21 protein-coding genes are annotated in these 24,213 nt (G+C 64.4%); 6 read left to right on the top strand and 15 right to left on the bottom strand.

Going from position 1 to position 24,213, the window contains the following annotated elements; translation table 11 throughout:
* Nucleotides 1–15: 15 nt before the first annotated feature.
* The 12 genes from LOY26_RS05500 to LOY26_RS05445 all read right to left on the bottom strand — a co-directional run bounded on the left by LOY26_RS05500 (nucleotide 16) and on the right by LOY26_RS05445 (nucleotide 13,535).
* Nucleotides 16–564, bottom strand: a complete 549-nt coding sequence (locus LOY26_RS05500) for a lipoprotein (RefSeq protein WP_033700924.1) — start codon at nucleotides 562–564, stop codon at nucleotides 16–18.
* Nucleotides 565–594: 30 nt separating this feature from the next.
* Complete coding sequence (locus tag LOY26_RS05495) at nucleotides 595–1,299, bottom strand: TetR/AcrR family transcriptional regulator (RefSeq protein ID WP_186654680.1); 705 nt, start codon at nucleotides 1,297–1,299, stop codon at nucleotides 595–597.
* Between the two features lie 143 nt (nucleotides 1,300–1,442).
* Entirely contained in the window at nucleotides 1,443–2,945 is a 1,503-nt protein-coding gene (gene lysS / locus LOY26_RS05490; RefSeq protein WP_033700926.1) for a lysine--tRNA ligase, read from the bottom strand.
* A gap of 72 nt (nucleotides 2,946–3,017) precedes the next feature.
* A protein-coding gene (gene prfB, locus LOY26_RS05485; protein WP_143500723.1) for a peptide chain release factor 2 occupies nucleotides 3,018–4,113 on the bottom strand; the annotation gives its coding sequence in 2 pieces (ribosomal slippage) (nucleotides 3,018–4,040 and nucleotides 4,042–4,113; 1,095 coding nt in all).
* A 170-nt stretch (nucleotides 4,114–4,283) separates the two neighbouring features.
* Nucleotides 4,284–5,288 (bottom strand): Wsp signal transduction system regulator diguanylate cyclase WspR, encoded by a 1,005-nt coding sequence (gene wspR, locus LOY26_RS05480; protein WP_186654387.1) that lies wholly within the window; start codon nucleotides 5,286–5,288, stop codon nucleotides 4,284–4,286.
* 51 nt (nucleotides 5,289–5,339) lie between these two features.
* Nucleotides 5,340–6,353 carry a Wsp signal transduction system protein-glutamate methylesterase WspF gene (gene wspF, locus LOY26_RS05475; RefSeq protein ID WP_186654384.1) on the bottom strand — a complete coding sequence of 338 codons (1,014 nt, stop codon included), beginning with the start codon at nucleotides 6,351–6,353 and terminating at the stop codon, nucleotides 5,340–5,342.
* Nucleotides 6,350–8,632, bottom strand: a complete 2,283-nt coding sequence (locus tag LOY26_RS05470) for a hybrid sensor histidine kinase/response regulator (RefSeq protein ID WP_186654382.1) — start codon at nucleotides 8,630–8,632, stop codon at nucleotides 6,350–6,352. The genes wspF and LOY26_RS05470 overlap by 4 nt, the downstream gene beginning before the upstream one ends.
* Nucleotides 8,629–9,294, bottom strand: a complete 666-nt coding sequence (locus tag LOY26_RS05465) for a chemotaxis protein CheW (protein WP_186662961.1) — start codon at nucleotides 9,292–9,294, stop codon at nucleotides 8,629–8,631. The genes LOY26_RS05470 and LOY26_RS05465 overlap by 4 nt, the downstream gene beginning before the upstream one ends.
* Complete coding sequence (locus LOY26_RS05460; RefSeq protein ID WP_186654377.1) at nucleotides 9,291–10,565, bottom strand: CheR family methyltransferase; 1,275 nt, start codon at nucleotides 10,563–10,565, stop codon at nucleotides 9,291–9,293. The genes LOY26_RS05465 and LOY26_RS05460 overlap by 4 nt, the downstream gene beginning before the upstream one ends.
* Entirely contained in the window at nucleotides 10,562–11,080 is a 519-nt protein-coding gene (locus tag LOY26_RS05455; RefSeq protein ID WP_047581546.1) for a chemotaxis protein CheW, read from the bottom strand. Before LOY26_RS05455 ends, LOY26_RS05460 begins: the two co-directional genes overlap by 4 nt.
* A gap of 5 nt (nucleotides 11,081–11,085) precedes the next feature.
* A complete protein-coding gene (locus LOY26_RS05450) occupies nucleotides 11,086–12,708 on the bottom strand; it encodes a methyl-accepting chemotaxis protein (protein ID WP_186654373.1) in 1,623 nt (540 codons plus the stop codon).
* A 128-nt stretch (nucleotides 12,709–12,836) separates the two neighbouring features.
* Nucleotides 12,837–13,535, bottom strand: a complete 699-nt coding sequence (locus LOY26_RS05445; protein ID WP_186654369.1) for a tellurite resistance TerB family protein — start codon at nucleotides 13,533–13,535, stop codon at nucleotides 12,837–12,839.
* A 217-nt stretch (nucleotides 13,536–13,752) separates the two neighbouring features.
* Between LOY26_RS05445 and ydcS the strand changes: the two genes are divergently transcribed.
* From ydcS to LOY26_RS05420, 5 genes are all read left to right on the top strand, one after another.
* Nucleotides 13,753–14,904 carry a putative ABC transporter substrate-binding protein YdcS gene (gene ydcS, locus LOY26_RS05440; RefSeq protein ID WP_186654365.1) on the top strand — a complete coding sequence of 384 codons (1,152 nt, stop codon included), beginning with the start codon at nucleotides 13,753–13,755 and terminating at the stop codon, nucleotides 14,902–14,904.
* A gap of 87 nt (nucleotides 14,905–14,991) precedes the next feature.
* Entirely contained in the window at nucleotides 14,992–16,032 is a 1,041-nt protein-coding gene (locus LOY26_RS05435; RefSeq protein ID WP_186654363.1) for an ABC transporter ATP-binding protein, read from the top strand.
* 1 nt (nucleotide 16,033) lies between these two features.
* On the top strand, nucleotides 16,034–16,966 hold the full coding sequence (locus LOY26_RS05430; protein WP_095064075.1) for an ABC transporter permease: 933 nt from the start codon (nucleotides 16,034–16,036) through the stop codon (nucleotides 16,964–16,966).
* Nucleotides 16,956–17,762: an ABC transporter permease gene (locus LOY26_RS05425; protein ID WP_033700942.1), complete on the top strand. Its 807-nt coding sequence runs from the start codon at nucleotides 16,956–16,958 to the stop codon at nucleotides 17,760–17,762. The genes LOY26_RS05430 and LOY26_RS05425 overlap by 11 nt, the downstream gene beginning before the upstream one ends.
* Before the next feature lie 17 nt (nucleotides 17,763–17,779).
* A complete protein-coding gene (locus LOY26_RS05420; RefSeq protein WP_186654361.1) occupies nucleotides 17,780–19,204 on the top strand; it encodes a gamma-aminobutyraldehyde dehydrogenase in 1,425 nt (474 codons plus the stop codon).
* A 122-nt stretch (nucleotides 19,205–19,326) separates the two neighbouring features.
* Here the strand turns inward: LOY26_RS05420 and LOY26_RS05415 are convergent, their stop codons facing one another.
* The 3 genes from LOY26_RS05415 to LOY26_RS05405 all read right to left on the bottom strand — a co-directional run bounded on the left by LOY26_RS05415 (nucleotide 19,327) and on the right by LOY26_RS05405 (nucleotide 22,869).
* A complete protein-coding gene (locus tag LOY26_RS05415; protein ID WP_186654358.1) occupies nucleotides 19,327–20,433 on the bottom strand; it encodes an NADH:flavin oxidoreductase/NADH oxidase in 1,107 nt (368 codons plus the stop codon).
* Between the two features lie 171 nt (nucleotides 20,434–20,604).
* Nucleotides 20,605–22,314, bottom strand: a complete 1,710-nt coding sequence (gene recJ, locus LOY26_RS05410) for a single-stranded-DNA-specific exonuclease RecJ (RefSeq protein WP_258714471.1) — start codon at nucleotides 22,312–22,314, stop codon at nucleotides 20,605–20,607.
* A 12-nt stretch (nucleotides 22,315–22,326) separates the two neighbouring features.
* Entirely contained in the window at nucleotides 22,327–22,869 is a 543-nt protein-coding gene (locus tag LOY26_RS05405; protein WP_186654353.1) for a YaeQ family protein, read from the bottom strand.
* Nucleotides 22,870–23,001: 132 nt separating this feature from the next.
* Here LOY26_RS05405 and LOY26_RS05400 point away from each other — a divergent pair, with 132 nt between their 5' ends.
* Nucleotides 23,002–24,201 (top strand): CaiB/BaiF CoA-transferase family protein, encoded by a 1,200-nt coding sequence (locus tag LOY26_RS05400; RefSeq protein ID WP_258714470.1) that lies wholly within the window; start codon nucleotides 23,002–23,004, stop codon nucleotides 24,199–24,201.
* The last annotated feature ends 12 nt before the right edge of the window (nucleotides 24,202–24,213 follow it).

Genomic DNA, 24,213 nt, shown 5'->3' with positions numbered 1-24,213 from the left:
GGGCAGTACAGGCAACTACTTGCCGCTGCGCTGGAAGCGCGCCACCTCGACGAACAGGTCGGAGTTGGCCGGGTCGTCCAGATAGGCCAGCACCCGCGCCGATGGGCTGTCGATCAGCACGCCCTCACCATTGTCTTCCGGCACCTCGGTGCTGCGCCCAGTCAGTTCTTTCTTCTCGACAGCCTGCTGCACCTGCTCGACATCGAGGTTGTACACCACCAGTTCCTTGCCATCGATGACTTCGAAACCGCCAATCAGGAAATTACCGCCCAGGCGCTTGGGCACGCCGGCCGAGAGGTACCAGCGATTGCCGTGGCGCGACACGGTGAACACATACGCTTCGGGGGCCTTGCCCTTGGCCGTGGCCACGGCCTTGTAGGCATCGCCGCCACTGCGGCTGATCGCAAGTTTCAGCGGCTCGCCCCAGGCGTCCTTGCTGCTCCATTTGCCGAGCAGAGCCTTGGGCGCGGCCTGGTTGCTCGGCAACGGCTCGTGAAAGGTCACCAGACAACCGCCTAGCAGCAGGAATGACAGAGTCAACAACACCACACGCCAGGCTTTCATCAGGTTCTCCTTGAAAATTCAGGTCTGTGCTCAGGCCAATGCCAACACCAGGTGCAGGTAACGGGTAAGCATAGCGAGCATCTGCCCATCGGCTTGCGCGTTCGCATCCTTGAGCAGGCCCTGATATTCCATCTGCTCGATAATCGCCGTCAACATCTGGGCGTCCTGTTCCGGTTGCCGCGACCCGACCACCTGCAGCAACTGTCGGGTACCGTGCAGAAGGATCTGCTCGTGGGCGCACACCAGTTCGGCCAGACGTGGGCACAGCAGCGCCTCCTGGCGGAACGCCTGCTCGGCCATGAGGAAGTCGCGGCGATTGAGCAACTGGCGGGACACATAGTCAGCGGTCATGCGCGCCACTTCGTCGGCCAGCCGCGCCCTCGCCTGCGGGCTGCCATCACCCTGGGCCAGCATCTGGCGCAGCACTACCTCAGTGTTGGCCCAGAGCTTGGCCATGTAGGCGGCGCTGCGCTCGACGTACTGGGCGAAGGTATCGGTGAGCAGGTCCTCGATGTCCTTGAAGTAATAGGTGGTGGCCGACAATGGCACACCTGCCTCGGCGGCCACCGCGCGGTGGCGCACACCACGTACACCATCGCGCACGACGATGCGCATGGCGGCGTCGAGGATCAGTTGGCGGCGCTGCTCGCTGCCTTGGCGGGCAGTCTTGCGGCCTTGGTATTGCACGCTTTCGGCGACGGCGGTGGCGATGCCGGCGGCGCCTTGCGGGGCGATTACGGGGGACACGGGGTTACCTCACGGACGGTGTGCTGGCTGCGACGGCCCTTGCGCAGGTTTACCCGCGAAAAAGCGCGCACTGACAACATAAAGCTTCAGGCACGAAAAAGCCGCCCCTAGAGGCGGCTTTCTCAGATCACTCAGGCCTGCGGACGCATATGTGGGAACAGGATCACATCGCGAATCGACGGCGAGTTGGTCAGCAGCATCACCAGGCGGTCGATGCCGATGCCTTCACCGGCGGTCGGCGGCATGCCGTACTCCAGGGCACGGACGAAGTCGGCATCGTAGTGCATGGCTTCGTCGTCACCGGCATCTTTCTCGGCCACCTGGGCCAGGAAGCGCTCGGCCTGGTCTTCGGCATCGTTGAGCTCGGAGTAGGCGTTGGCGATCTCGCGGCCACCGATGAACAGCTCGAAGCGGTCGGTCACGGCCGGGTTGTCGTCGTTGCGACGGGCCAGCGGCGAGACTTCGAACGGGTATTCGGTAATGAAGTGCGGCTGCTCCAGTTTGTGCTCGACCAGCTCTTCGAAAATCATCACCTGCAACTTGCCCAGGCCTTCATGGCCGAGCACCTTGGCACCGGCTTTCTTGGCGATGTCACGGGCCTTGTCGACGTCCTGCAGGTCGGCGGCGGTCAGCTCGGGGTTGTACTTGAGGATCGAGTCGAACACCGACAGGCGCACGAACGGCTCGCCAAAGTGGAACACCTTGTCGCCGTACGGTACGTCGGTGCTGCCCAGCACCAGCTGCGCCAGCTCGCGGAACAGTTCCTCGGTGAGGTCCATGTTGTCGTTGTAGTCGGCGTAGGCCTGGTAGAACTCGAGCATGGTGAACTCGGGGTTATGCCGGGTTGAAACGCCTTCGTTACGGAAGTTGCGATTGATCTCGAAGACTTTCTCGAAGCCACCGACCACCAGGCGCTTGAGGTACAGCTCCGGCGCGATGCGCAGGAACATGGCCATGTCCAGGGCGTTGTGGTGGGTTTCGAACGGCTTGGCCGCGGCGCCGCCGGGGATGGTCTGCAACATCGGCGTTTCGACTTCGAGGAAGTCGCGCTCGATCAGGAACTTGCGGATGTGCGAGATCACCTGCGAGCGAACGCGGAAGGTGTGGCGGGTTTCTTCGTTGACCATCAGGTCGACGTAACGCTGACGGTAGCGCTGTTCGGTGTCGGTCAGGCCGTGGTGCTTGTCGGGCAGCGGACGCAGCGACTTGGTCAGCAGGCGCACGTTGGTCATCTCGACGTACAGGTCGCCCTTGCCGGAACGGGCCAGGGTGCCTTCGGCGCTGATGATGTCGCCCAGGTCCCAGGTCTTGACGGCGGCCAGGGTTTCTTCTGGCAGGGTCTTGCGGTTGACGTAGACCTGGATACGGCCGGTCATGTCCTGGATGACCATGAACGAGCCACGGTTGAGCATGATGCGCCCGGCAACCTTGACCGGAATCGCTGCAGCTTCCAGTTCTTCCTTGGTCTTGTCGGCGTACTGCTTCTGCAGGTCGTTGCAGTAGCTGTCGCGACGGAAGTCATTGGGGAAGGCATTGCCCTTGGCGCGCTCTGCGGCAAGTTTTTCCTTGCGCAGGGCGATCAGGGCGTTTTCTTCCTGTTGCAGGTCTTGCGGTGCGCTATTGAGGTCGCTCATGTGGTCACATCTTCCATCAGGGAATTCATTGCCCTCGCCCGCAGGCGAGGGTCTTCTCAGCAGGAGTGAAGCTTACAGGCCCTGTTTCAGGCTGGCTTCGAGGTATTCGTCGATGTCGCCGTCGAGCACCTTGTTGCAGTCGCTGCGCTCAACGTTGGTGCGCAGGTCCTTGATCCGCGACGCGTCGAGCACGTACGAGCGGATCTGGTGGCCCCAACCGATGTCCGACTTGCTGTCTTCCAGGGCTTGGGAAGCGGCGCTGCGCTTCTGCATTTCCAGCTCGTACAACTTGGCCCGCAGCATTTTCATGGCGGTGTCTTTGTTGGCGTGCTGGGAGCGTTCGTTCTGGCAGCTGACCACGGTGTTGGTCGGCACGTGGGTGATACGCACCGCCGAGTCGGTGGTGTTGACGTGCTGGCCACCGGCACCGGAGGAGCGGTAGGTGTCGATGCGCAGGTCGGACGGGTTGATCTCGATCTCGACCTTGTCGTCGATTTCAGGCGATACGAACACGGCCGAAAACGAGGTGTGGCGACGAGCGCCGGAGTCGAACGGGCTCTTGCGCACCAGGCGGTGCACGCCGATTTCGGTACGCAGCCAGCCGAAGGCGTATTCGCCCTTGATGTGCACGGTAGCGCCCTTGATGCCGGCGACTTCACCTTCGGACAGTTCCATGATGGTGGCATCGAAGCCGCGCTTGTCCGCCCAGCGCAGGTACATGCGCAGCAGGATGTTGGCCCAGTCCTGGGCTTCGGTACCGCCGGAACCGGCCTGGATGTCCAGGTAGGCGTTGTTCATGTCCATCTCGCCGCTGAACATGCGGCGGAATTCCAGCTGGGCGAGGGATTCTTCCAGGCGCTGCAGCTCGGCGACCACGTCGTCGACGGCGCCTTCGTCGTTCTCTTCGACGGCCATGTCCAGCAGGTCGCGGCAATCGCTCAGGCCACCGGCGAGTTCATCCAGTGTGCCGACGATGGTTTTCAGCGACGCAAGCTCACGGCCCAGTTCCTGGGCGTACTCAGGCTTGTTCCAGACGCTGGGGTCTTCCAGCTCGCGGTTGACTTCGATCAGGCGGTCATGCTTGTGATCGTAGTCAAAGATACCCCCGAATGGACTGGGAACGCTCGGTGAGGTCCTTGATGGTGTTCAGGATCGGTTGGATTTCCATGGGGGGAGGCTCTCGTGCGAATTCGGTGAAAAGCCTGCGAGTATAACTGACTCAGACGCGGGGCGGCAGACCCGCCGGGCGGTAGGTTTGGGGGATTTACGATGTGTTGGGCTATAGGCTTTCGGCGCCTGGGAGATCGAGCGCCGCGCGGGCGGCGCTCGATCTCGCCCTCAGGCAACCCCCACCTGATTACGCCCGCTGTTCTTGGCCTGGTACAAGCCCTTGTCCGCCGCCGAAATCAGCTGCCGGCAATGCCCGCCAACCGCCGGCGTCTGCGTCGCCAGGCCAATGCTCACGGTCAACCGCGCATCAGCCGCTGGCGCCGTATGGGCAATACCCAACCCCACCACGGTCTGGCGCAATTTCTCGGCAATCAGCCGCGCGCCCCCCGGGGATGTATTGGGCAGCACCAGGGCAAACTCCTCGCCCCCATAGCGCGCCGGCAGATCGGTCGGCCGCGAACACGAGCCGCGAATCGCTTCGGCCACCTGGCGCAACGCCTCGTCACCGGCCAGGTGACCGAAGTTATCGTTGTAGGCCTTGAAGTAGTCGACGTCGATCATCAGCAACGACAGCTGCTGCTGCTCGCGCATGGCCCGGCGCCATTCCAGCTCCAGGTACTCGTCGAAATGGCGCCGGTTGGAAAGCCCGGTCAGGCCATCGGAATTCATCAGCCGCTGCAGCATCAGGTTGGAATCGAGCAACTGTTGCTGGCTCACACGCAGGGCGCGGTAGGCTTCGTCACGCTGGAGCAAGGTCAGGTAGGAGCGTGAGTGGTAGCGAATACGCGCCACCAGCTCGATGTTGTCTGGCAACTTGACCAGGTAGTCGTTGGCCCCCGCAGCAAACGCCGCGCTCTTGACCAGCGGGTCTTCCTTGGTCGACAGCACGATGATCGGGATATCCTGGGTAACCGGGTTGTTGCGGTACTCGCGCACCAGGGTCAGCCCATCCAGGCCCGGCATGATCAGGTCCTGCAGGATGACCGTCGGCTTGATGCGCATGGCCTGTGCCACGGCCTGGTGCGGGTCGGCGCAGAAGTGGAAGTCGATGTTGTCTTCGTGGGCCAGGCCACGACGCACCGCTTCGCCGATCATCGCCTGATCGTCGACCAACAGGACCATCGCCGAATTTTCGTTGGCGGTCGCGAAACCTTCGATCGGTAGATCATTCATCCCTATTCACCTGATCACTGCCGGCCAGGCGGCGTGATTCAATACATATCGTCATTTTGCAAAGAATTCCATCAAGCGCCCGGCTATTCGCTCCAGCGGGCGGATTTCCACCGCCGCGTCGATCGCTGCGGCGGCCTTGGGCATGCCGTACACGGCACTGCTGGCCTGGTCCTGGGCGATGGTCAGGAAACCTTGCTGGCGCATCAGTTTCAGGCCCTGGGCACCATCGCGGCCCATGCCCGTGAGTAGCACACCTACGGCATCGCCGCTCCAGTAGCGCGCCACACTCTCGAAGAACACATCGATCGAGGGCCGGTAGATTTCGTTGACCGGTTCGGCAGTGTAGGCCAGCTGGCCGTTTTTCAGCAGGCGGATATGGTGGTTGGTGCCCGCCAGCAACACCTGCCCCGGTTGCGGCGGCTCGCCCTCGCAGGCCAGGCGCACCGGCAGGCCTGCTGCGCTGCTGAGCCATTCGGCCATGCCGGCGGCAAACACCTGGTCGACATGCTGGACCAGCACGATGGCCGCCGGAAATGCAGGGGGCAAGCCCTTGAGCAGCACCTCCAGGGCAGCCGGGCCGCCCGCCGACGAGCCAATGGCTACCAGCCCCCGGCGCTGTGATGCTTCGCGCAAGGGCGTGGCAACCGGGCGCGCGGCCGGGCTGCGCTGCTGGCCGATCAGCCAACTGATGTTGAGGATCTTGCGCAGCAACGGCGCCGCCGCCTCTCGGGCATCGCCCGCCCCCAGGGCCGGGGTATCGACCACATCCAGGGCGCCATGGCCCATGGCCTCGAATACCCGGTGCACGTTCTGTTTGCGGTCGACCGTGACGATCACGATGGCACAGGGGGTTTCGCCCATGATCCGCCGCGTCGCCTCCACCCCATCCATCACCGGCATGATCAGGTCCATGAGGATCAGGTCAGGCAACTGCTCGGCGCAGCGCTGCACCGCCTCGGCGCCGTTGCCCGCCACCCAGATCACTTGGTGCGCAGGCTCGAAGGCCAGCGCCCGGCGTAACGCCTCGACCGCCATGGGCATGTCATTGACGATGGCGATCTTCACCCCTGGGCACCTCCGATCAACTCCACCACAGCATCCAGCAACGCATCGTCGTGGAAACTGGCCTTTGCCAAATAGTAGTCGGCGCCAGCATCCAGGCCTCGCCGTCGGTCTTCCTCACGGTCCTTGTACGACACCACCATCACCGGCAGCGATTGCAAGCGCTGGTCCCGGCGCACCAGGGTGACCAGCTCGATGCCATCCATGCGCGGCATGTCGATATCGGTGATCAACAAGTCGAAGTCGTCGCCGCGCAACGCGTTCCAGCCGTCCATGCCATCTACCGCCACCGCCACGTCGTAACCGCGGTTGCCCAGCAGCTTGCGCTGCAGCTCGCGCACGGTGAGCGAGTCGTCGACCACCAGAATGCGCTTGCGCGCTGCGCCACGGGCGCCACTGCTGCCCCGCTCGATGCGCTCCAGGCTGCCGGTACTGAGCAGTTTTTCCACCGAGCGCAGCAAGTCTTCGACGTCGATGATCAACACCACCGAGCCGTCGTCGAGCAAGGCACCGGAGGAGATGTCCTGGACCTTGCCCAGGCGCGGGTCGAGGGGCATCACCACCAGCACCCGCTCGCCGATCAAGCGTTCTACGGCAACCCCGTAGAGTTGCTCGCGCTCGCGGATCACCACCACCCGCAGGCTGCGCTCATCGTCCTGCCCTGCCGGGCGGTTGAGCAACTGGCTTGCCGCCACCAGGCCGATGTGTCGCCCTTCGTGCCAGAAGTGCTGGCGCCCTTCGATCTGCACGATCTGTTCGGCGGTCACCTCCAAGGTGCGTTCGATATGCGCAAGCGGGAAGGCATACGCTTCGCCGCCCACCTCCACCACCAGGCTGCGCACCACCGACAGGGTCAGCGGCACCTGCAGGTGGAAGCGGCAGCCCTGCCCCGCCAATTGCGTCAACTCGATCGAGCCGCGCAGCTCGCGGATCATGTGCTGCACGGCATCCAGGCCAACCCCGCGCCCCGACACCTCGGTCACGGTGTCGCGCAGGCTGAAACCGGGCAGGAACAGGAACGTCATCAGCTCCGCCTCGCTCATCCGGGCCACCGTGTCGGCCGGCGACATGGCACGCTCGACGATAGCGCTGCGCAGGCGCTCAAGGTCGATACCGGCGCCATCGTCGATCAGCTCTAGGCTGAGCATGCCGGCCTGGTGCGAGGCGCGCAGGCGAATCACGCCCTCCTGCGCCTTGCCTGCCAGCAGGCGCCGCTCGGGCAGTTCGATGCCGTGGTCGACCGCATTGCGCAGCAGGTGGGTCAGCGGTGCTTCGAGTTTTTCCAGCACATCGCGGTCGACCTGGGTCTTTTCGCCTTCGATGACCAGGCGCACCGGCTTGCCCAGGGAGCGCCCAAGGTCACGGACCATGCGGCTCTGCCCGGCCAGTACGTCAGCGAAAGGCCGCATCCGGCAGGCCAGGGCGGTGTCATAGAGCAATTGTGCGCGCTGGCTGGCCTGCCAGCCGAATTCGTCAAGGTCGGCGGCCTGCTGCTGCAAAATCTGCTGGGTTTCGGCCAACAGGCGCTGGGTCTGGGCCAGGGCTTCGAGCACTTCGCTGCTCTGGCCACTGTCTTCCAGTTGCATGCGCAAGCCATCGAGGGCCTGCATGCCTTGGCCATGCATGCGTTTGAGGCGCTGCAAGGTGGCCAGGTAAGGCTTGAGCCGCTGGGTTTCCACCAGCGACTTGCTGGACAGGTCGAGCAAGCTGTTGAGGCGGTCGGCGGTGACCCGCAGCACCCGCTCTGCGCCTTCGCCAGCGCGTTTGCCAGCCTTGCGCCGGGGCACGGGTTCAAGCTCGAATTCCGCCTCCATGGGCTCCGCCAAGGGCTCGATGGGCGTTGCTCGTACAGACACTGTCGGCAGGGCCGCTGGCCTATGCGCTGGCGCGGCGCCTGGGTCCAGCAAGCTGGCCATCTGTGCGAGAAACACCGGCAGCGTCGCTTGCGCGGCGGTGTCGCCTGGCGTGGCGATGCGCATCAACAGGTCGGTACCCTGCAGCAGCGCATCGATATGCTCGGCACCCAGCCGCAAGCGGCCTTCCTGGGCAGCCACCAGGCAATCTTCCATTACATGGGCAACGCTGACGCCAGCGTCTACCCCGACAATGCGCGCGGCCCCCTTCAGGGAGTGGGCCGCGCGCATGCAGGCTTCCAACTGGTCGGCCTGGGTGGGGTTGCGCTCCAGGGCCATCAGGCCGGCGCTGAGTACCTGGGTCTGCGCCTCGGCCTCCAGGCTGAACAGCTCGAGCAACGATGCGTCGCGCATTTGCTCTGGGGTCATGACAGGCTCCGCTGCACGGCAGACAGTAATTGTTGATCGTCCAGCACGCGCACGCTGCGGCCACGCCACTGCAGCACCGCTGCGGTGAAGCGCGTGGTGTCCTGGCCGCTGTCCAGCAACGCCGGGTCAAGCCGATGAATGCCGTCGATCTCTTCGACTGCCATCACCACCGGCCCACCTTCGGCGGCCAGGATCAGCATGCGCGGCATCTCGCGGCCGCTGCGCTGTTGCCCGGCAGTCGGTTGCACCCCCAGCAGGTCAGCCAGCGAAAGGCACGGCACCAACGCGCCCCGCACGTTGGCGACGCCTTGCAATACCCGCGAACGCTGGTGCGGTAGCGAGTGCACCGCCTGCAAGGGCGCGATCTCTGCCAGGCAGGCGGTCGCCAGGGCCAGCCATTCTTCGCCGAGCCTGAACAACAGCAGGGAGTGGCCGACAGATTGCTCGGCGGCTTGCGCCGCAACGGCCTGGTCATCCTGCAGCAGGGCGTAACGGTCGAGCAGGCGCGTGGCGGCAGCGGCATAGACGTCGCAGTTGCGGCAATGGATGTGCTGCTCCAGCAGCGGGCACTGTTTGTCACCGTGCACGCCGATGCGGTTCCAGCAGTCGTCGATGCGCTCGTCGGCCTGGGCAAGCAGTTGCATCGCGGATTCCCCCCTCATCGTTCAGACTCCCGACCGACCCGTGCGGCACGCGCCTGCAAACGCTGCGCGCCGGCCAGGTCGCCTTGGGCCGCGAGCAACGCCGCCAGGTGTACCAGGGCTTCGGGGTGCTGCGGTTCGAGGTACAGGGCCTTGCGATAATGGGTAAGCGCCTGGCCGGCATCGCCTTCGGTATCGCTGAGCAACCCCAGCCAGTAGTAAACCTGCGCGGTCGGCGCGAACTGGCTCAAGTAACGCTGGCAAGCGGCGCGCGCCTGCGCGCTGGCACCGGCGTTGGCATGCCGGGCAATGCTGGCCAGCAGTTCGGCCTCGCTCTCGCCCATGCTGTCGTGCGGCAGTGGCGCCTTGGCAGCGGCCACAAGGGGCCGCAACGGCCGCGTCAGTGACGGGGTGGGCGGCGGGTACACGGGCATGGCCAAAGGCGGCAGCGTGCGCCTGGCGGGTGGCGCGCTCGGCGTGGCGACCGGCGCGCTGTCGCCCTCCTGGCGCACGTAGGCGAACGACTGCGCAATGCCCAACGGGCGCATCCCCAGCCGCGCCAGCAAGCTGCCTTCGGCAGGCCCGATGAACAGCACGCCCTGCGCGTGAGTCAGGCGCTTGAGCACCTCGAACACCCGCTGCTGCGTGGGCACGTCGAAATAGATCAACAGGTTGCGGCAGAACACGAAATCGTACAGGCCATCGCGGCTGGCCAGTGCCGGATCCAGCACATTGCCTACCTGCAGGCTGACCTGCTGGCGCACCCGGCCTTGCAAGCGGTGGCCGTCATCGAGCGCATCGAAAAAGCGCTCGCGAAAACCCAGGTCGCTGCCGCGAAAGGCATTGCGCCCATAAACCGCCTGTTCGCCCTTGGCCACCGAAATGGGGCTGATATCGATGCCGTCGATCATGAACGAGCCAGGGCTCATGCCGCCATCCAGCAGCGCCATGGCCAGTGAATAGGGTTCTTCGCCGGTCGAGCACGGCAGACTGAGCAGCCGCACCGGGCGTGCGCCGGCCAGCTGGGCCAGGCGTTTATGGGCAAGCCCGACCAGGGCCGTGAACGATTCGGGGTATCGGAAGAACCAGGTCTCGGGGACGATGACCGCCTCGATCAATGCCTGTTGCTCGTCCGCCGATTGCTGCAGGCGCAGCCAGTAATCGTCCAGGTCTGCCGCGTTCACGGCAACGCAGCGCTGGCGCAAGGCGCGCTCGACCATGGACGCCCCCACAGACTCCACATCCAGGCCGATACGCTCGCGCAGGTAGCGGAAGAAACGCTGTTCAGTCATGTCGGCACTCCTTGCCCTGGTGCACCGCTGTGATCGGCAAACACCAGCTCGCGCACGGCGTCCGTCAGCAGGTCATCGACTTCGATGAGTTGCAACAGGCCCAGGTGGTCCTGGCGCACCGGGCCCAGGTAGGGAGCGTCGGCATTGTCCAGGCCATACGGCTGGAATTCTTCGCGGCGGCAGCGCAAGGTTTCGGTCGCCTGCTCAAGGATCAGCCCGAGTTGCAGGTTGCCCCGGTAACGCACCAGCACCAGACGCGTGCTGGTACGTTGCGCTGCTGCCTGGCCAAAGCTCAGCGCCGACAGGTCGACCACCGGCACCAGCGCGCCGCGGTGCGCGAGAATACCTGCGACCCACGCCGGCGCCTGGGCGATCGGCTTCAGCGGCCGACGCGGCAGCACCTCGACCACCTCGTGCACGTCCAGGGCAAAGCGCTGATCAGCGATACGAAACAGCAGGTACAACGTGCCCTTGGCGTCGCTCGCCCGAGCAGCGTGGGGTTGCAAGTCGTTCATCGCCGTCAGACTTTGAAGCGCGACACGCCGCCGCGCAGGCCTGCGGCCACCTGGCTGAGCTCGTCAATGGCAAAACTGGCCTGGCGCAGCGACTCGACCGTCTGGGTACTGGCATCGCTGAGCTGGGCCAGTGCCTGGTTGATCTGCTCGGCGCCGGTGGCCTGGGCCTGCATGCCTTCGTTGACCATCAACACACGCGGCGCCAGGGCCTGCACCTGATGGATGATCTGGCTGAGCTGCTCGCCCACCTGCTGGACCTCGAACATGCCGCGGCGCACTTCTTCGGAAAACTTGTCCATGCCCATTACCCCGGCCGAGACAGCCGACTGGATCTCGCGCACCATCTGCTCGATGTCGTAGGTGGCCACGGCAGTCTGGTCGGCCAGGCGGCGCACTTCAGTGGCCACCACGGCGAAGCCACGACCGTACTCGCCGGCTTTTTCAGCCTCGATGGCGGCATTGAGCGACAACAGGTTGGTCTGGTCGGCCACCTTGACGATGGTCACTACCATCTGGGTGATATTGCTGGCCTTCTCATTGAGGATGCCAAGCTTGGCATTGACCAGGTCGGCGGCGCCCATCACCTGGTGCATGGTCTCTTCCATGCGGGCCAAGCCTTGCTGGCCGGAGCCGGCCAGGCTCGAAGCCTGATCGGCGGCAGAGGTGACCTCGGTCATGGTGCGTACCAGGTCACGCGAGGTGGCGGCGATTTCCCGCGAGGTGGCGCCGATTTCAGTAGTGGTCGCGGCGGTCTCGGTCGCGGTAGCCTGCTGCTGCTTGGAGGTGGCGGCGATCTCGGTCACCGAGGTGGTCACCTGCACCGATGAACGCTGGGCCTGGGACACCAGGTTGGCCAGCGCCTCGGCCATTTCGTTGAAACCGCTTTCGATGGCGCCGAACTCGTCCTTGCGGTCCAGGCTCAGGCGCATGCTCAGGTCACCCGAGCGCAGCCGGTCGAGGGCGTGGACGATGCGCTGCATGGGCGCACTGATGGCGCGCATCAGCAGCAGCCCGCAGATGCCGGCGGCAACGATTGCCAGCAGCAGCGAAATCATCATGCTGCCCTTGGCCGTGCTTACGGCGCTGACGATGTCGTGGGTGGCGGCTTCGGCCGAGGCCCGGTTGTTCTCGATCACATCGTTCAGGTGCTGACGGCCATCGACCCAGGCCGGGGTGAGCACCTCGTTGATCAGCCGTTCGGCTTCGACATAATTGCGCTGGCGGTAGGTGTCCAGCACCTGGCCGACGATCTTGATGTAGTTTTCTTCCAACTGCACGAAGCTATCGAAACGCGTCTGGTCATCGCGGTCCTGAATGGTCTCCTGGTAGCTGGCCATATGTTGCTTGAGGCGATCCTCGAAGCTCTTGAACAGCTCCAAGTCCGCCGACGTGATTTCGCGATGGTTGGACAAACCCACCAGCTGCTGGCTGGTGACGTAGCTGTCGACCCAGGCACTGCGAATCATCGAGCTGTAGTAGACCCCGGGGATGCTGTCGGTGCCCACTGCCTGCTCGGCACTTTCGATCGCCACCAACCGCGAGTAGGCGGCGACGATCATCAGCAGCATGATGGCGATGATCACGGCGAAACTTGCCAGGATCCGTTGGCGCAACGTCCAGTTCTTCACATTCAGCCCTCAGGAATTCACAACGAGCGGGGAAAATCGCCGAAGTATAGCCCAGGCATCCTACGCTTTTGCGGCTGAAATGCGGGGTATTCAGGCATCCTTGCCTGATGGACAAGCCAAGCCGTGTGCTATTGGCCTGCGCCAAGCCGTACCTGGTTCTCCAGTTCCTGGCGCAAGGCTGGGTCCAGGCGCAACTGGCGGGCCAGTTCGTCCAGGTAGGCACGTTCCATGAAATGCTCCTGGTCGACCATCATCACGCTGGCCAGGTACATCTCGGCGGCCATTTCCGGCGTTTGCGCGGCACGCGCCACCTCGGCCGGGTCCAGCGGTTTGTTCAGCTCGGCGTGCAGCCATTGCTGCAGTTCGCCGTCCGTGTCCAGGCGGGTGAATTCGCCTTCGATCAAGGCCCGCTCGCGCTCGTCGATATGGCCATCGGACTTGGCCGCTGCCACCAGCGCCCGCAGCACCGCCTGGCTGTGCTGCTCGGCTTGGGCCGGCGGCAGGCGGTCGAGGGTCTGCGGCTCGGGCGCTTGACCTGCCCCCTGCTGGCGCGCCTGCCAGTTGCCATAGGCCTTGTAGGCCAACACCCCGAGTGCAGCGAGGCCACCGTACGTCAGGGCCTTGCCGCCGTATTTGCGGGCCTTCTTGTTACCCAGCAACAGGCCCAGCGCCCCTGCCCCCAAAGCGCCGCCGCCGACACCGGACAACAGGCTGCCGAGGCCGCCGGCGCCCGCGCCTGGCTTGCCTGAGCCCGCTTTGCCGGCCTGGCTGTCGAGCAGTTGCTGGCCAGACTTGAGCAGTTGATCGAGCAGTCCGCGGGTGTTCATTGAAGTGCCTCCAGACGTTGCAAAAGGACAGCCAGATTAAGCCTTGCCCGAGCGATCGCCACGGGGGGATTTGCTTCCGGATGTTGCATTGGCCAGCAAAAAGCCAACTAGACTCGATATCGCCAATACCTCGCACAATCGCACTACGCTTATAACAAGCGTTTCACGGCTTGCTTGATGACTGCCCCGACCAAGATCTCCAATAAGAGGGAACACCATGTCAGCGCACAACACCGCATTGCTCGGCGCCCTGACCGGCGCGTTGCTGGCCAGCGCCAGCCTGCAGGCCGCCGAACCGCTCAAGGCCCTGGGGGCCGGCGAGGGGCGCCTGGATATCGTCGCCTGGCCCGGTTACATCGAGCGCGGTGAAAGCGACAAAGCCTACGATTGGGTCACCGGCTTTGAAAAGGAAACCGGCTGCAAGGTCAGCGTCAAGACGGCCGCCACCTCTGATGAAATGGTCAGCCTGATGACCAAGGGCGGCTACGACCTGGTCACGGCCTCGGGCGATGCGTCGCTGCGGCTGATCGCCGGCAAGCGGGTGCAACCGATCAACACTGCGCTGATCCCCAACTGGAAGAACATCGACCCGCGCCTGCAAAACGGTGGCTGGTACGTGGTCGACAAGCAAGCCTACGGCACCCCATACCAGTGGGGGCCGAATGTGCTGCTGTACAGCACGCAGGTGTTCAAGCAGGCGCCAACCAGCTGGGGGGTGGTCTTCGAGCCGCAGGACCTGCCCGATGGCAAGCCGAACAAAGGCCGCGTGCAAGCCTACGACGGGCCGATCTACATCGCCGATGCGGCGCTGTACCTGAAGTCGGCCAAGCCGGAACTGGGTATCCAGGACCCCTACGAACTGAACGAAACCCAGTACAAGGCCGTGCTCGAACTGTTGCGCCAGCAACAGCCGCTGATCCACCGCTACTGGCATGACGCCACGGTGCAGATGAGCGATGTGAAGAACGAAGGCGTGGCCGCCTCCAGCTCCTGGGGCTACATGGTCAACGGCCTGAAAGCAGAGAACCAGCCGGTGGCCTCTACCATACCCAAGGAGGGCGCCACGGGCTGGGCCGACACCACCATGTTGCACAGCGAGGCCAAACACCCCAACTGCGCCTACAAGTGGATGGACTGGTCATTGCAACCGAAGGTGCAGGGTGATGTGGCCGCCTGGTTCGGCTCATTGCCAGCGGTGCCGGCGGCCTGCACCGGCAGCGAACTGCTGGGCGCCGAAGGCTGCAAGACCAATGGTTTCGACAACTTCGACAAGATCGCCTTCTGGAAGACGCCGCAGGCGCAGGGCGGCAAGTTCGTGCCTTATAGCCGCTGGACGCAGGACTACATCGCGATCATGGGCGGGCGCTGAGGTCGATTGAGCCTGTACCGGCCTATTCGCGCTGCAGCCCCGCGAAAGATCCGGTACAGGCAACACAGCAACAACTGAGTACCGGCCATGCCCCTAGCAGTCCAGTTCACCCAGGTTTCCCGCACCTTCGGCGAGGTCAAGGCCGTCGACCAGGTCAGCATCGACATCATGGATGGCGAGTTCTTCTCCATGCTCGGCCCCTCCGGGTCGGGGAAGACCACCTGCCTGCGCCTGATCGCAGGCTTCGAGCACCCCGACAACGGTTCGATTCGCATCCATGGCGTGGAAGCCGCCGGGGTGCCGCCCTACCAACGCGACGTCAATACCGTGTTCCAGGACTATGCGCTGTTCCCGCACATGAACGTGCGCGACAACATCGCCTATGGCCTCAAGGTCAAAGGCGTGGCCAAGGCCGAACGGCATGCCCGCGCCGACGAGGCCCTGGCGATGGTGGCGCTGACCGGTTACGGTGCGCGCAAACCGGCGCAGCTGTCCGGCGGCCAGCGCCAGCGCGTCGCCCTCGCCCGCGCCTTGGTCAACCGCCCACGGGTGCTGCTGCTCGACGAACCGCTGGGGGCGCTGGACTTGAAGCTGCGCGAACAGATGCAGGGCGAACTGAAAAAGCTGCAGCGCCAGCTGGGCATCACCTTCATCTTCGTCACCCACGACCAGACCGAAGCCCTGTCGATGTCCGACCGCGTGGCGGTGTTCAACCGCGGCCGCATCGAACAGGTCGACACCCCGCGCAACCTGTACATGCAGCCGGCTACTACCTTCGTCGCCGAATTCGTCGGCACCTCGAATGTGGTGCGTGGCGAGCTGGCCGAGCAGCTCAACGGCAGCCCTGCGCCGTTTTCCATCCGCCCCGAGCATATCCGCCTGGGTGAACAAGCCGCCGACAGCCATGAGGTGCAGGTCAGCGGCCTGCTGCACGATGTGCAGTACCAGGGCAGCGCCACCCGCTTCGAACTGCAGTTGGACAGCGGCCAGCTGTTGACGGTGAGCCAGGCCAACGACCGCTGGCAGGCCCACGCGCAAACCTGGCAGGCCGGCCAGCGGGTGCAGGCGCGCTGGCCCCGTGAAGCGATGACGGCACTGCTGGAAACCGTGCTCGACGAGGGCCGCTGAGATGAACGCGCGTCTTGCCAACCCAGGCCCGTTGCGCCGCTTTGCCAACCTGCTGTACCGGCGGCCCAACCTCTACCTGACGCTGCTGCTGATCCCGCCGTTGACCTGGTTCGGGGCGATCTACCTGGGCTCGTTGCTGAACCTGCTGTGGCAAGGCTTCTATACCTTCGACGACTTCACCATGGCGGTGACCCCGGACCTGACCCTGGGCAACTTCGCTGCGCTGTTCAACCCGTCGAACTTCGACATCATCCTGCGCACCCTGGGCATGGCCGTGGCGGTGTCGCTGGCCAGCGCGGTACTGGCCTTCCCCATTGCCTATTACATGGCGCGCTACACCAGCGGCAAAACCAAGGCATTCTTCTACATCGCTGTGATGATGCCGATGTGGGCCAGCTACATCGTCAAGACCTATGCCTGGACCCTGCTGCTGGCCAAGGGCGGCGTGGCCCAGTGGTTCGTCCAGTTGCTGCACCTGGATGGCCTGCTACAGGCGCTGTTGACGGTGCCAGGCATTGGCGGCAGCACCCTGTCGACATCACACCTGGGGCGTTTCATGGTGTTCGTGTACATCTGGCTGCCGTTCATGATCCTGCCGATCCAGGCCTCGCTGGAGCGTCTGCCGCCATCGTTGCTACAGGCCTCGGCAGACCTGGGGGCAAGGCCCGGGCAAACCTTCTGGCAGGTGACCCTGCCGCTGTCGATCCCCGGTATTGCCGCAGGCTCGATCTTCACCTTCTCGCTGACCCTGGGCGACTTCATCGTGCCGCAGCTGGTCGGCCCGCCCGGCTACTTCATCGGCAGCATGGTCTACGCCCAGCAAGGGGCGATCGGCAACATGCCGATGGCCGCCGCGTTCACCCTGGTGCCCATCGTGCTGATTGCGCTGTACCTCTCCATCGTCAAGCGCCTGGGGGCATTCGATGCACTCTGAACATGCATCAATGGGTTTGCGCCTGGCGGCCTGGGGCGGGTTGCTGTTCCTGCACTTCCCGATCCTGATCATCGTCCTCTACGCCTTCAACACCGAAGACGCAGCGTTCAGCTTCCCACCCAAGGGGTTCACCCTGAAGTGGTTCACCGTGGCCTTCGCCCGCCCCGACGTGCTCGAAGCCATCAAGCTGTCGCTGCAGGTCGCCTGCCTGGCCACGTTGATCGCTCTGGTGCTCGGCACCCTGGCCTCGGCAGCGCTGTACCGGCGCAGTTTTTTTGGCAAGGAAGGTATTTCGCTGATGCTGATCCTGCCGATTGCCCTGCCTGGCATCATCACCGGTATCGCCCTGCTCTCGGCGTTCAAGCGCCTGGGCATCGAGCCTGGCCTGTTCACCATCGTGGTCGGCCACGCCACCTTCTGTGTGGTGATCGTCTACAACAACGTCATCGCCCGCCTGCGGCGGACCTCGCAAAGCTTGATCGAGGCCTCGATGGACCTTGGCGCAGACGGCTGGCAAACCTTCCGCTACATCATCCTGCCCAACCTCGGCTCGGCGCTGCTGGCAGGCGGCATGCTGGCCTTCGCGTTGTCGTTCGACGAAATCATCGTTACCACCTTCACCGCCGGCCACGAACGCACCCTGCCGATCTGGTTGCTCAACCAGCTCAGCCGCCCACGCGACGTGCCGGTGACCAACGTGGTCGCCATGCTGGTGATGCTGGTGACCATGCTGCCGATCCTTGGCGCCTATTACCTGACCCGCGGCGGCGAAAGCGTGGCGGGCAGCGGCAAATGACCCTGGAGGAGTCCCTCATGCAAACGCACATGCTGATCAACGGTCGCCTGGTAGCTGGCGACGGGCCGGCCTGGACCGTGCTCAACCCCGCCCTGGGCAGCGCCCTGGCGCAGATCAACGAGGCCACCGAGGCCCAGGTCGACAGCGCCGTGCGTGCCGCCGACCTGGCCTTCGACAGCTGGTCGCAGGCCAGCCCCAAAGACCGTTCCCTGGCGCTGCTGGCGCTGGCTGACACCATCGAGCAGCATGGCGAAGAACTGGCCCGGCTCGAATCGCAGAATTGCGGCAAGCCTTTCAGCGCGGCACTGAATGACGAAATACCGGCGATCGCCGATGTCTTCCGTTTTTTTGCCGGCGCAGCGCGCTGCCTGGGCGGCTCGGCGGCCGGTGAGTACCTGCCGGGGCACACATCGATGATCCGCCGCGACCCGCTGGGCGTGGTCGCCTCGATCGCGCCGTGGAACTACCCGCTGATGATGCTGGCCTGGAAGGTCGCACCGGCACTGGCCGCCGGTAACACGGTGGTAATCAAACCGTCCGAACTGACGCCGCTGACCGCGCTGCGCCTGGGCGAACTGGCCCAGGGCCTGCTGCCGCCCGGCGTGCTCAACATTCTCTTCGGCCGCGGCCAGACAGTCGGCACGCCACTGGTTACCCATCCGAAAGTGCGCATGGTGTCACTGACCGGCTCGATCCCTACCGGCGCGCACATCATCAGCGCCACGGCCGACAGCGTGAAACGCATGCACATGGAGCTGGGCGGCAAAGCGCCGGTGCTGGTGTTCGACGATGCCGACATTGACGCCGCCATCGACGGTATCCGCACGTTCGGCTTCTACAACGCCGGCCAGGACTGCACTGCAGCCTGCCGCCTGTATGTGCAGGAGGGTATTTACGAGCAGTTCGTGCAGCGCCTGGGCGACGCCGTCGCCAGCCTCAAGCACGGTTTGCAGGATGCCGAGGACACCGAGCTGGGGCCACTGATCAGCGCGCAACACCGCGACAAGGTTGCCGGGCTGGTGCAGCGTGCCATTGCCCAGCCACATATCCGCCTGGTGACCGGCGGCAAGGCGATTGACGGCGACGGCTTCTTTTTCGAGCCGACCGTACTGGCCGATGCCCTGCAGGATGACGAGATCGTGCGCAACGAAGTGTTCGGCCCAGTGGTGTCGGTGACCCGTTTTACTGACGAGGCCCAAGCGCTGGAATGGGCCAATGACTCCAATTATGGCCTGGCATCATCGGTGTGGACCAGCGACACCGGCCGCGCTCATCGCCTGGCGGCGCGGCTGCAGTATGGCTGCACGTGGGTGAATACCCATTTCATGCTGGTCAGCGAAATGCCCCATGGCGGGCAGAAGCATTCGGGTTATGGGAAGGATATGTCGGTGTATGGGCTGGAGGACTACACCTGCGTGCGGCATGTGATGATCAAGCATTGAGACCACCGCGGCGTTAGCAGGAGCCTGTGGGAGAGGGCTTGCTCCGCGAAGCAAGCACCGCGAAGGATGGCACGGGCTTCGCCCGTGTTCGCGGGGCAAGCCCGCTGCCACGGGGGTCATTATCAGTCCCGTAAATCCGACTCATGGATCGGGTTGGCCCGGCTGGTAGCCCGTTGATACTGCGCCGGCCAGGTGGCCTTGTTGCCCCCCAGGTCATCATCGGCATGCAGCGGCCAATAGGGGTCACGCAACAATTCGCGCGCCAGGAAGATGACATCGGCCTGCCCGGTGCGCAGGATATGCTCGGCCTGCGCCGGTTCGGTGATCATGCCCACCGTGCCAGTGGCAATCTCCGATTCCTTGCGCACACGCTCGGCAAAGCGGGTCTGGTAGCCAGGCCCCGTAGGGATCTCGGCGTTGACCGACGTGCCGCCGGAGGAAACATCGATCAGGTCCACCCCCAGCGCCCGCAGACGACGGGCCAGCTCTACGGTTTCGTCCGGGTTCCAGCCGTCTTCGACCCAGTCGGTCGCTGATACCCGCACGAACACGGGCAGCTCGGCAGGCCAGACGTCCCTCACCGCCTGGGTGACTTCGAGGGTCAGGCGGATACGGTTTTCAAAGCAACTGCCATAGTCGTCACGCCGCTGGTTGCTCAGCGGAGAGAGAAACTGATGCAGCAGGTAGCCGTGCGCCGCATGCACCTCGACCACCTTGAACCCCGCTGTCAGGGCGCGCCGGGCGGCGTCGGCGAACGCCTGCACGATGCCGGCGATCTCCCCTGGCGACAGCTCGTGAGGCACCGCATGTTCAGGGTCGAAGGCGATCTTCGACGGCCCGACCGGCTGCCAGCCGCCCTCTTCGACTTTTACGCTGCCATGCTTGCCCAACCAGGGCCGATGGGTGCTGGCCTTGCGCCCGGCGTGGGCCAGTTGCAGGCCTGGCACGGCGCCCTGGGCGGTGATGAAACGGGTGATGCGCTGCAGTGGGGCTATCTGCTCGTCATTCCACAGGCCGAGGTCTTCGGCGGTGATACGCCCGTCAGGGGTTACCGCTGTGGCTTCGGCAATGATCAGGCCGGCGCCACCGACGGCGCGGCTGCCCAGGTGGACAAGATGCCAGTCGTTGGCCAGGCCATCGACGGCGGAATACTGGCACATCGGCGAGACCGCGATGCGGTTGGGCAGCGTCAGCTGACGCAGGGTGTAAGGCTCGAGCAGCAAGCTCATGAGGGCACCTCCCAAGGACTCCAATGGTGATCCGGCCCGGGCACTCAATTACACGTCCGTGGCCCGGGTCCGGTCTATGTTCAGACTAGACCAGATTGGGTGGGGGGGAGGTTCCGTGGGATTTGCTATGAGGTGACTGAGGCATGGCTTTGGAGGGCAAGCACCTTGCCGTCAACGCGGCTCCATGTGGGCAATCATCAGTTGCACACTTTCATTGCCACGAAACTCGTTCACATCCAGCTTGTACGCCAGCTCCACCCAGCGCACCGTCGGGTTCGGCCACACCTCGCGGTCGACGCCGAAGGCAATGCCATCGAGCCGCACCGAACCGCACTCGCTCTTGAGCACCACCTTCAGGTGCCGCTCACCCACTACGCGCTGCTCGACCAACTGGAACACACCATGGAACAGCGGCTCCGGGAAGTGCTGGCCCCAAGGCCCGGCATGGCGCAGGGCCTTGGCCAGGTCGAGGTGGAATTCCTCCACCGCCAGGCTGCCATCGGACAGCAATCGGCCAGTGAGGTCGTCTTCGCAAAGCTGGCGCCGTACTTCTTCGTCGAATGCCTCGGCAAAGGCCGGGAAGTTGCCCTCAGGCAGCGACAACCCCGCTGCCATGGCATGGCCGCCGAACTTGCTGATAAGCTGCGGATGACGCGCCGCCACCGCATCCAGCGCATCGCGGATATGAAAACCGGGCACCGAGCGCGCCGAACCCTTGAGCATGCCGTCGCCAGCATCGGCAAAGGCGATGGTCGGCCGGTGATAACGCTCCTTCAGGCGCGAAGCGAGAATCCCGATCACGCCCTGGTGCCAGTCGGCGTCGAACAGGCACAGGCCATACGGCATGGACTCGACCGGCAAATCCTTCAGCTGGGCCAGCGCCTCACGCTGCATGCCTTGCTCGATGGACTTGCGGTCCTGGTTGAGATCGTCCAGCTGCTGGGCCATGTCCTGGGCCAAGGCCGCGTCTTCGCACAGCAGGCACTCGATGCCCAGGCTCATGTCGTCCAGGCGCCCGGCCGCGTTCAAACGCGGGCCAAGGATGAACCCCAGGTCAGTCGAAGTGATGCGCCGGTGGTCACGGCGGGCCACTTCCAGAATCGCCTTGAGCCCCGGCCGTGCGCGGCCGGCACGAATGCGCTCGAGGCCCTGGTGCACCAGAATGCGGTTGTTGGCGTCCAGCGGCACCACGTCGGCGACACTGCCCAGCGCCACCAGGTCGAGCAGCTCGCCGATATTCGGCTGTGCTTGGTTCTGGTAGCGCCCCAGGCTGCGCAAGCGTGCGCGCAAGGCCATGAGCACATAGAAGATTACCCCGACCCCGGCCAACGACTTGCTCGGGAAGTCGCAGCCCGGCTGGTTCGGGTTGATGATCGCATCGGCGTCGGGCAACTGCTCGCCCGGCAAGTGGTGATCGGTGACCAGCACCTTGAGCCCCGCTGCCTTGGCTGCCGCCACGCCGTCGACACTGGAGATACCGTTGTCGACAGTGATCAGCAATTGCGGTTGGCGCTGCAGCGCGACCTCAACGATCTCCGGGGTCAGGCCATAGCCGAATTCGAAGCGGTTGGGCACCAGGTAGTCGACGTGGGCCGCGCCCAACAAGCGCAGGCCCAGCACACCCACGGTACTGGCGGTGGCGCCGTCGGCATCGAAGTCGCCAACGATGAGGATGCGCTGGCGCTGGTCGAGCGCTTCGACCAGCAGGTCTACCCCCGCCTCGATGCCTTTGAGCTGCTGGTACGGCAGCAGCCGCGCCAGGCTCTTGTCCAGCTCGGCCTCGCTCTGCACGCCGCGGGCGGCATACAGGCGGGTCAGCAAGGGTGGCAGGTTACCCAGAAATGGCAGGGTCGACGGCAGGGGGCGAGGTTCGATACGCATAAGGGCTTCGGCTCAGCCGCGCTCGCCAAGCAGCCACTGCAGCTGCACTTCGTGCTGGCCACGGTCATCGGTGACGAACACTGTGCCTTCGCTGATCATTACGTCCCACTTGATGCTGCGCGGCATGTCGGTGGCCAGGGTCTCCAGCACCTCTTGCGGCACAGCGGCAATGTTCAGGTTCTTCAGGTTCTTGACCGCAGGTACCACTTTGCTCTCCCACACTCGCAGGCTACCGTAGGCCAGTAGGCTGGTGCGCTCGGTGCGGCGGGAACACCAGGTCAGGCGGTCCGCGTCCGGCTGGCCGACTTCGATCCAGTGCAAAACGCGATCGTCCAGGCTCTTTTCCCACAATGCCGGCTCATCGACATCCGACAGGCCGCGACCAAACGACAGCTGCTCGTTGTACCAAAGCGCATAAGCCAGCAGACGCACCGCCATACGCTCTTCGGTTTCCGACGGGTGACGAGCAATGGTCTGCTTGACGCTTTCGTACACGCTGCGATCGAGGTCGGTCAGATTCAGTTCGAATTTGTAGGTGGTGGACGGCTGGGCCATGGTCGACGGGCTTCTTGCGCAAAGAAAAGTGACACAGTCTAACCGATCCTGCCCTTCGTTGCGCCGCGGCAGTATCTGCGGCTTCGGAGCTATGATAAAACCACGGCTCTGCCCAGTTGCCACGGATGCCCCATGCCTACGCCCAGCAAACCCCTCGCCGGCCTTAAAGTCATCGAACTCGGGACCCTTATCGCTGGCCCGTTCGCCTCGCGTATCTGTGCCGAGTTCGGCGCCGAGGTGATCAAGGTCGAGTCCCCCGATGGCGGCGATCCGCTGCGCAAATGGCGCAAGATGTACGAAGGCACGTCGCTGTGGTGGTTCGTGCAGGCGCGCAACAAACAGTCGCTGACCCTCAACCTCAAGCACCCGGAAGGCCTCGATATCCTCAAACGCCTGTTGGCCGACGCCGACATCCTGATCGAAAACTTCCGCCCCGGCGTGCTGGAAAAACTCGGCCTGGGCTGGGACGTGCTGCACGCGCTCAACCCGCGCCTGGTCATGGTGCGCCTGTCCGGTTTCGGCCAGACCGGGCCGATGAAAGACCAGCCGGGCTTTGGCGCCGTGGGCGAGTCCATGGGCGGCCTGCGCTACATCACCGGCTTCGATGACCGCCCGCCGGTGCGCACGGGTATTTCCATCGGTGACTCGATTGCCGCCTTGTGGGGAGTGATCGGCGCGTTGATGGCCTTGCGTCACCAGGAAGTCAACGGCGGCCAGGGCCAGGTAGTGGACGTGGCGCTGTACGAGGCGATCTTCGCCATGATGGAAAGCATGGTCCCGGAATTCGACGTCTTTGGTTTCATCCGTGAGCGCACCGGCAATATCATGCCGGGCATCACCCCCTCCTCCATCCATACCAGTGCCGATGGCAAGCATGTGCAGATCGGCGCCAACGGCGATGCGATCTTCAAGCGCTTCATGCAGGCCATCGGCCGCGCCGACCTGGCCGATGACCCCACGCTGGCCACCAACGATGGCCGCGACCTGCGCCGGGACGAGCTGTACGGGGTAATCGACCGCTGGGCCAACAGCCAGCCGCTGGACCAGCTCATGCAGGTGCTCACCACCGCCGAAGTGCCAGCCAGCCGCATCTATTCCGCCGAAGACATGTTCAATGACCCGCAATACCTGGCACGGGAGATGTTTCTGCAGGCACGCCTGCCAGACGGCAAACCCTTCAAGATGCCAGGCATCGTGCCCAAGCTTTCGGAAACGCCCGGCGCCACCGAATGGGTCGGGCCGGCGCTGGGTGAACACACCGAAGTACTGCTCGCTGCCCTGGGCTACGACGCAGCCGCCATCGCCGGCCTGCGCGCAGCAGGCGCGGTCTGACCTCTGCCGCCG

This window comes from Pseudomonas sp. B21-047 (assembly GCF_024748775.1).
Lineage (GTDB): Bacteria > Pseudomonadota > Gammaproteobacteria > Pseudomonadales > Pseudomonadaceae > Aquipseudomonas > Aquipseudomonas capeferrum.
This window is presented reverse-complemented; position numbering and strand designations above follow the sequence as displayed.

Excerpts from the sequence above, each read along its gene's own strand:
- lysS (WP_033700926.1), bottom strand. The coding sequence starts at position 2,945 with ATGAGCGACCTCAATAGCGCACCGCAAGACCTGCAACAGGAAGAAAAC.
- LOY26_RS05420 (WP_186654361.1), top strand. The coding sequence starts at position 17,780 with ATGCAAACGCACATGCTGATCAACGGTCGCCTGGTAGCTGGCGACGGG.
- LOY26_RS05465 (WP_186662961.1), bottom strand. The coding sequence starts at position 9,294 with ATGAGGGGGGAATCCGCGATGCAACTGCTTGCCCAGGCCGACGAGCGC.
- LOY26_RS05460 (WP_186654377.1), bottom strand. The coding sequence starts at position 10,565 with ATGACTGAACAGCGTTTCTTCCGCTACCTGCGCGAGCGTATCGGCCTG.
- LOY26_RS05435 (WP_186654363.1), top strand. The coding sequence starts at position 14,992 with ATGCCCCTAGCAGTCCAGTTCACCCAGGTTTCCCGCACCTTCGGCGAG.
- ydcS (WP_186654365.1), top strand. The coding sequence starts at position 13,753 with ATGTCAGCGCACAACACCGCATTGCTCGGCGCCCTGACCGGCGCGTTG.
- LOY26_RS05400 (WP_258714470.1), top strand. The coding sequence starts at position 23,002 with ATGCCTACGCCCAGCAAACCCCTCGCCGGCCTTAAAGTCATCGAACTC.
- LOY26_RS05405 (WP_186654353.1), bottom strand. The coding sequence starts at position 22,869 with ATGGCCCAGCCGTCCACCACCTACAAATTCGAACTGAATCTGACCGAC.
- LOY26_RS05455 (WP_047581546.1), bottom strand. The coding sequence starts at position 11,080 with ATGAACGACTTGCAACCCCACGCTGCTCGGGCGAGCGACGCCAAGGGC.
- LOY26_RS05430 (WP_095064075.1), top strand. The coding sequence starts at position 16,034 with ATGAACGCGCGTCTTGCCAACCCAGGCCCGTTGCGCCGCTTTGCCAAC.
- LOY26_RS05445 (WP_186654369.1), bottom strand. The coding sequence starts at position 13,535 with ATGAACACCCGCGGACTGCTCGATCAACTGCTCAAGTCTGGCCAGCAA.
- wspR (WP_186654387.1), bottom strand. The coding sequence starts at position 5,288 with ATGAATGATCTACCGATCGAAGGTTTCGCGACCGCCAACGAAAATTCG.
- LOY26_RS05470 (WP_186654382.1), bottom strand. The coding sequence starts at position 8,632 with ATGACCCCAGAGCAAATGCGCGACGCATCGTTGCTCGAGCTGTTCAGC.
- LOY26_RS05425 (WP_033700942.1), top strand. The coding sequence starts at position 16,956 with ATGCACTCTGAACATGCATCAATGGGTTTGCGCCTGGCGGCCTGGGGC.
- LOY26_RS05500 (WP_033700924.1), bottom strand. The coding sequence starts at position 564 with ATGAAAGCCTGGCGTGTGGTGTTGTTGACTCTGTCATTCCTGCTGCTA.
- recJ (WP_258714471.1), bottom strand. The coding sequence starts at position 22,314 with ATGCGTATCGAACCTCGCCCCCTGCCGTCGACCCTGCCATTTCTGGGT.
- LOY26_RS05415 (WP_186654358.1), bottom strand. The coding sequence starts at position 20,433 with ATGAGCTTGCTGCTCGAGCCTTACACCCTGCGTCAGCTGACGCTGCCC.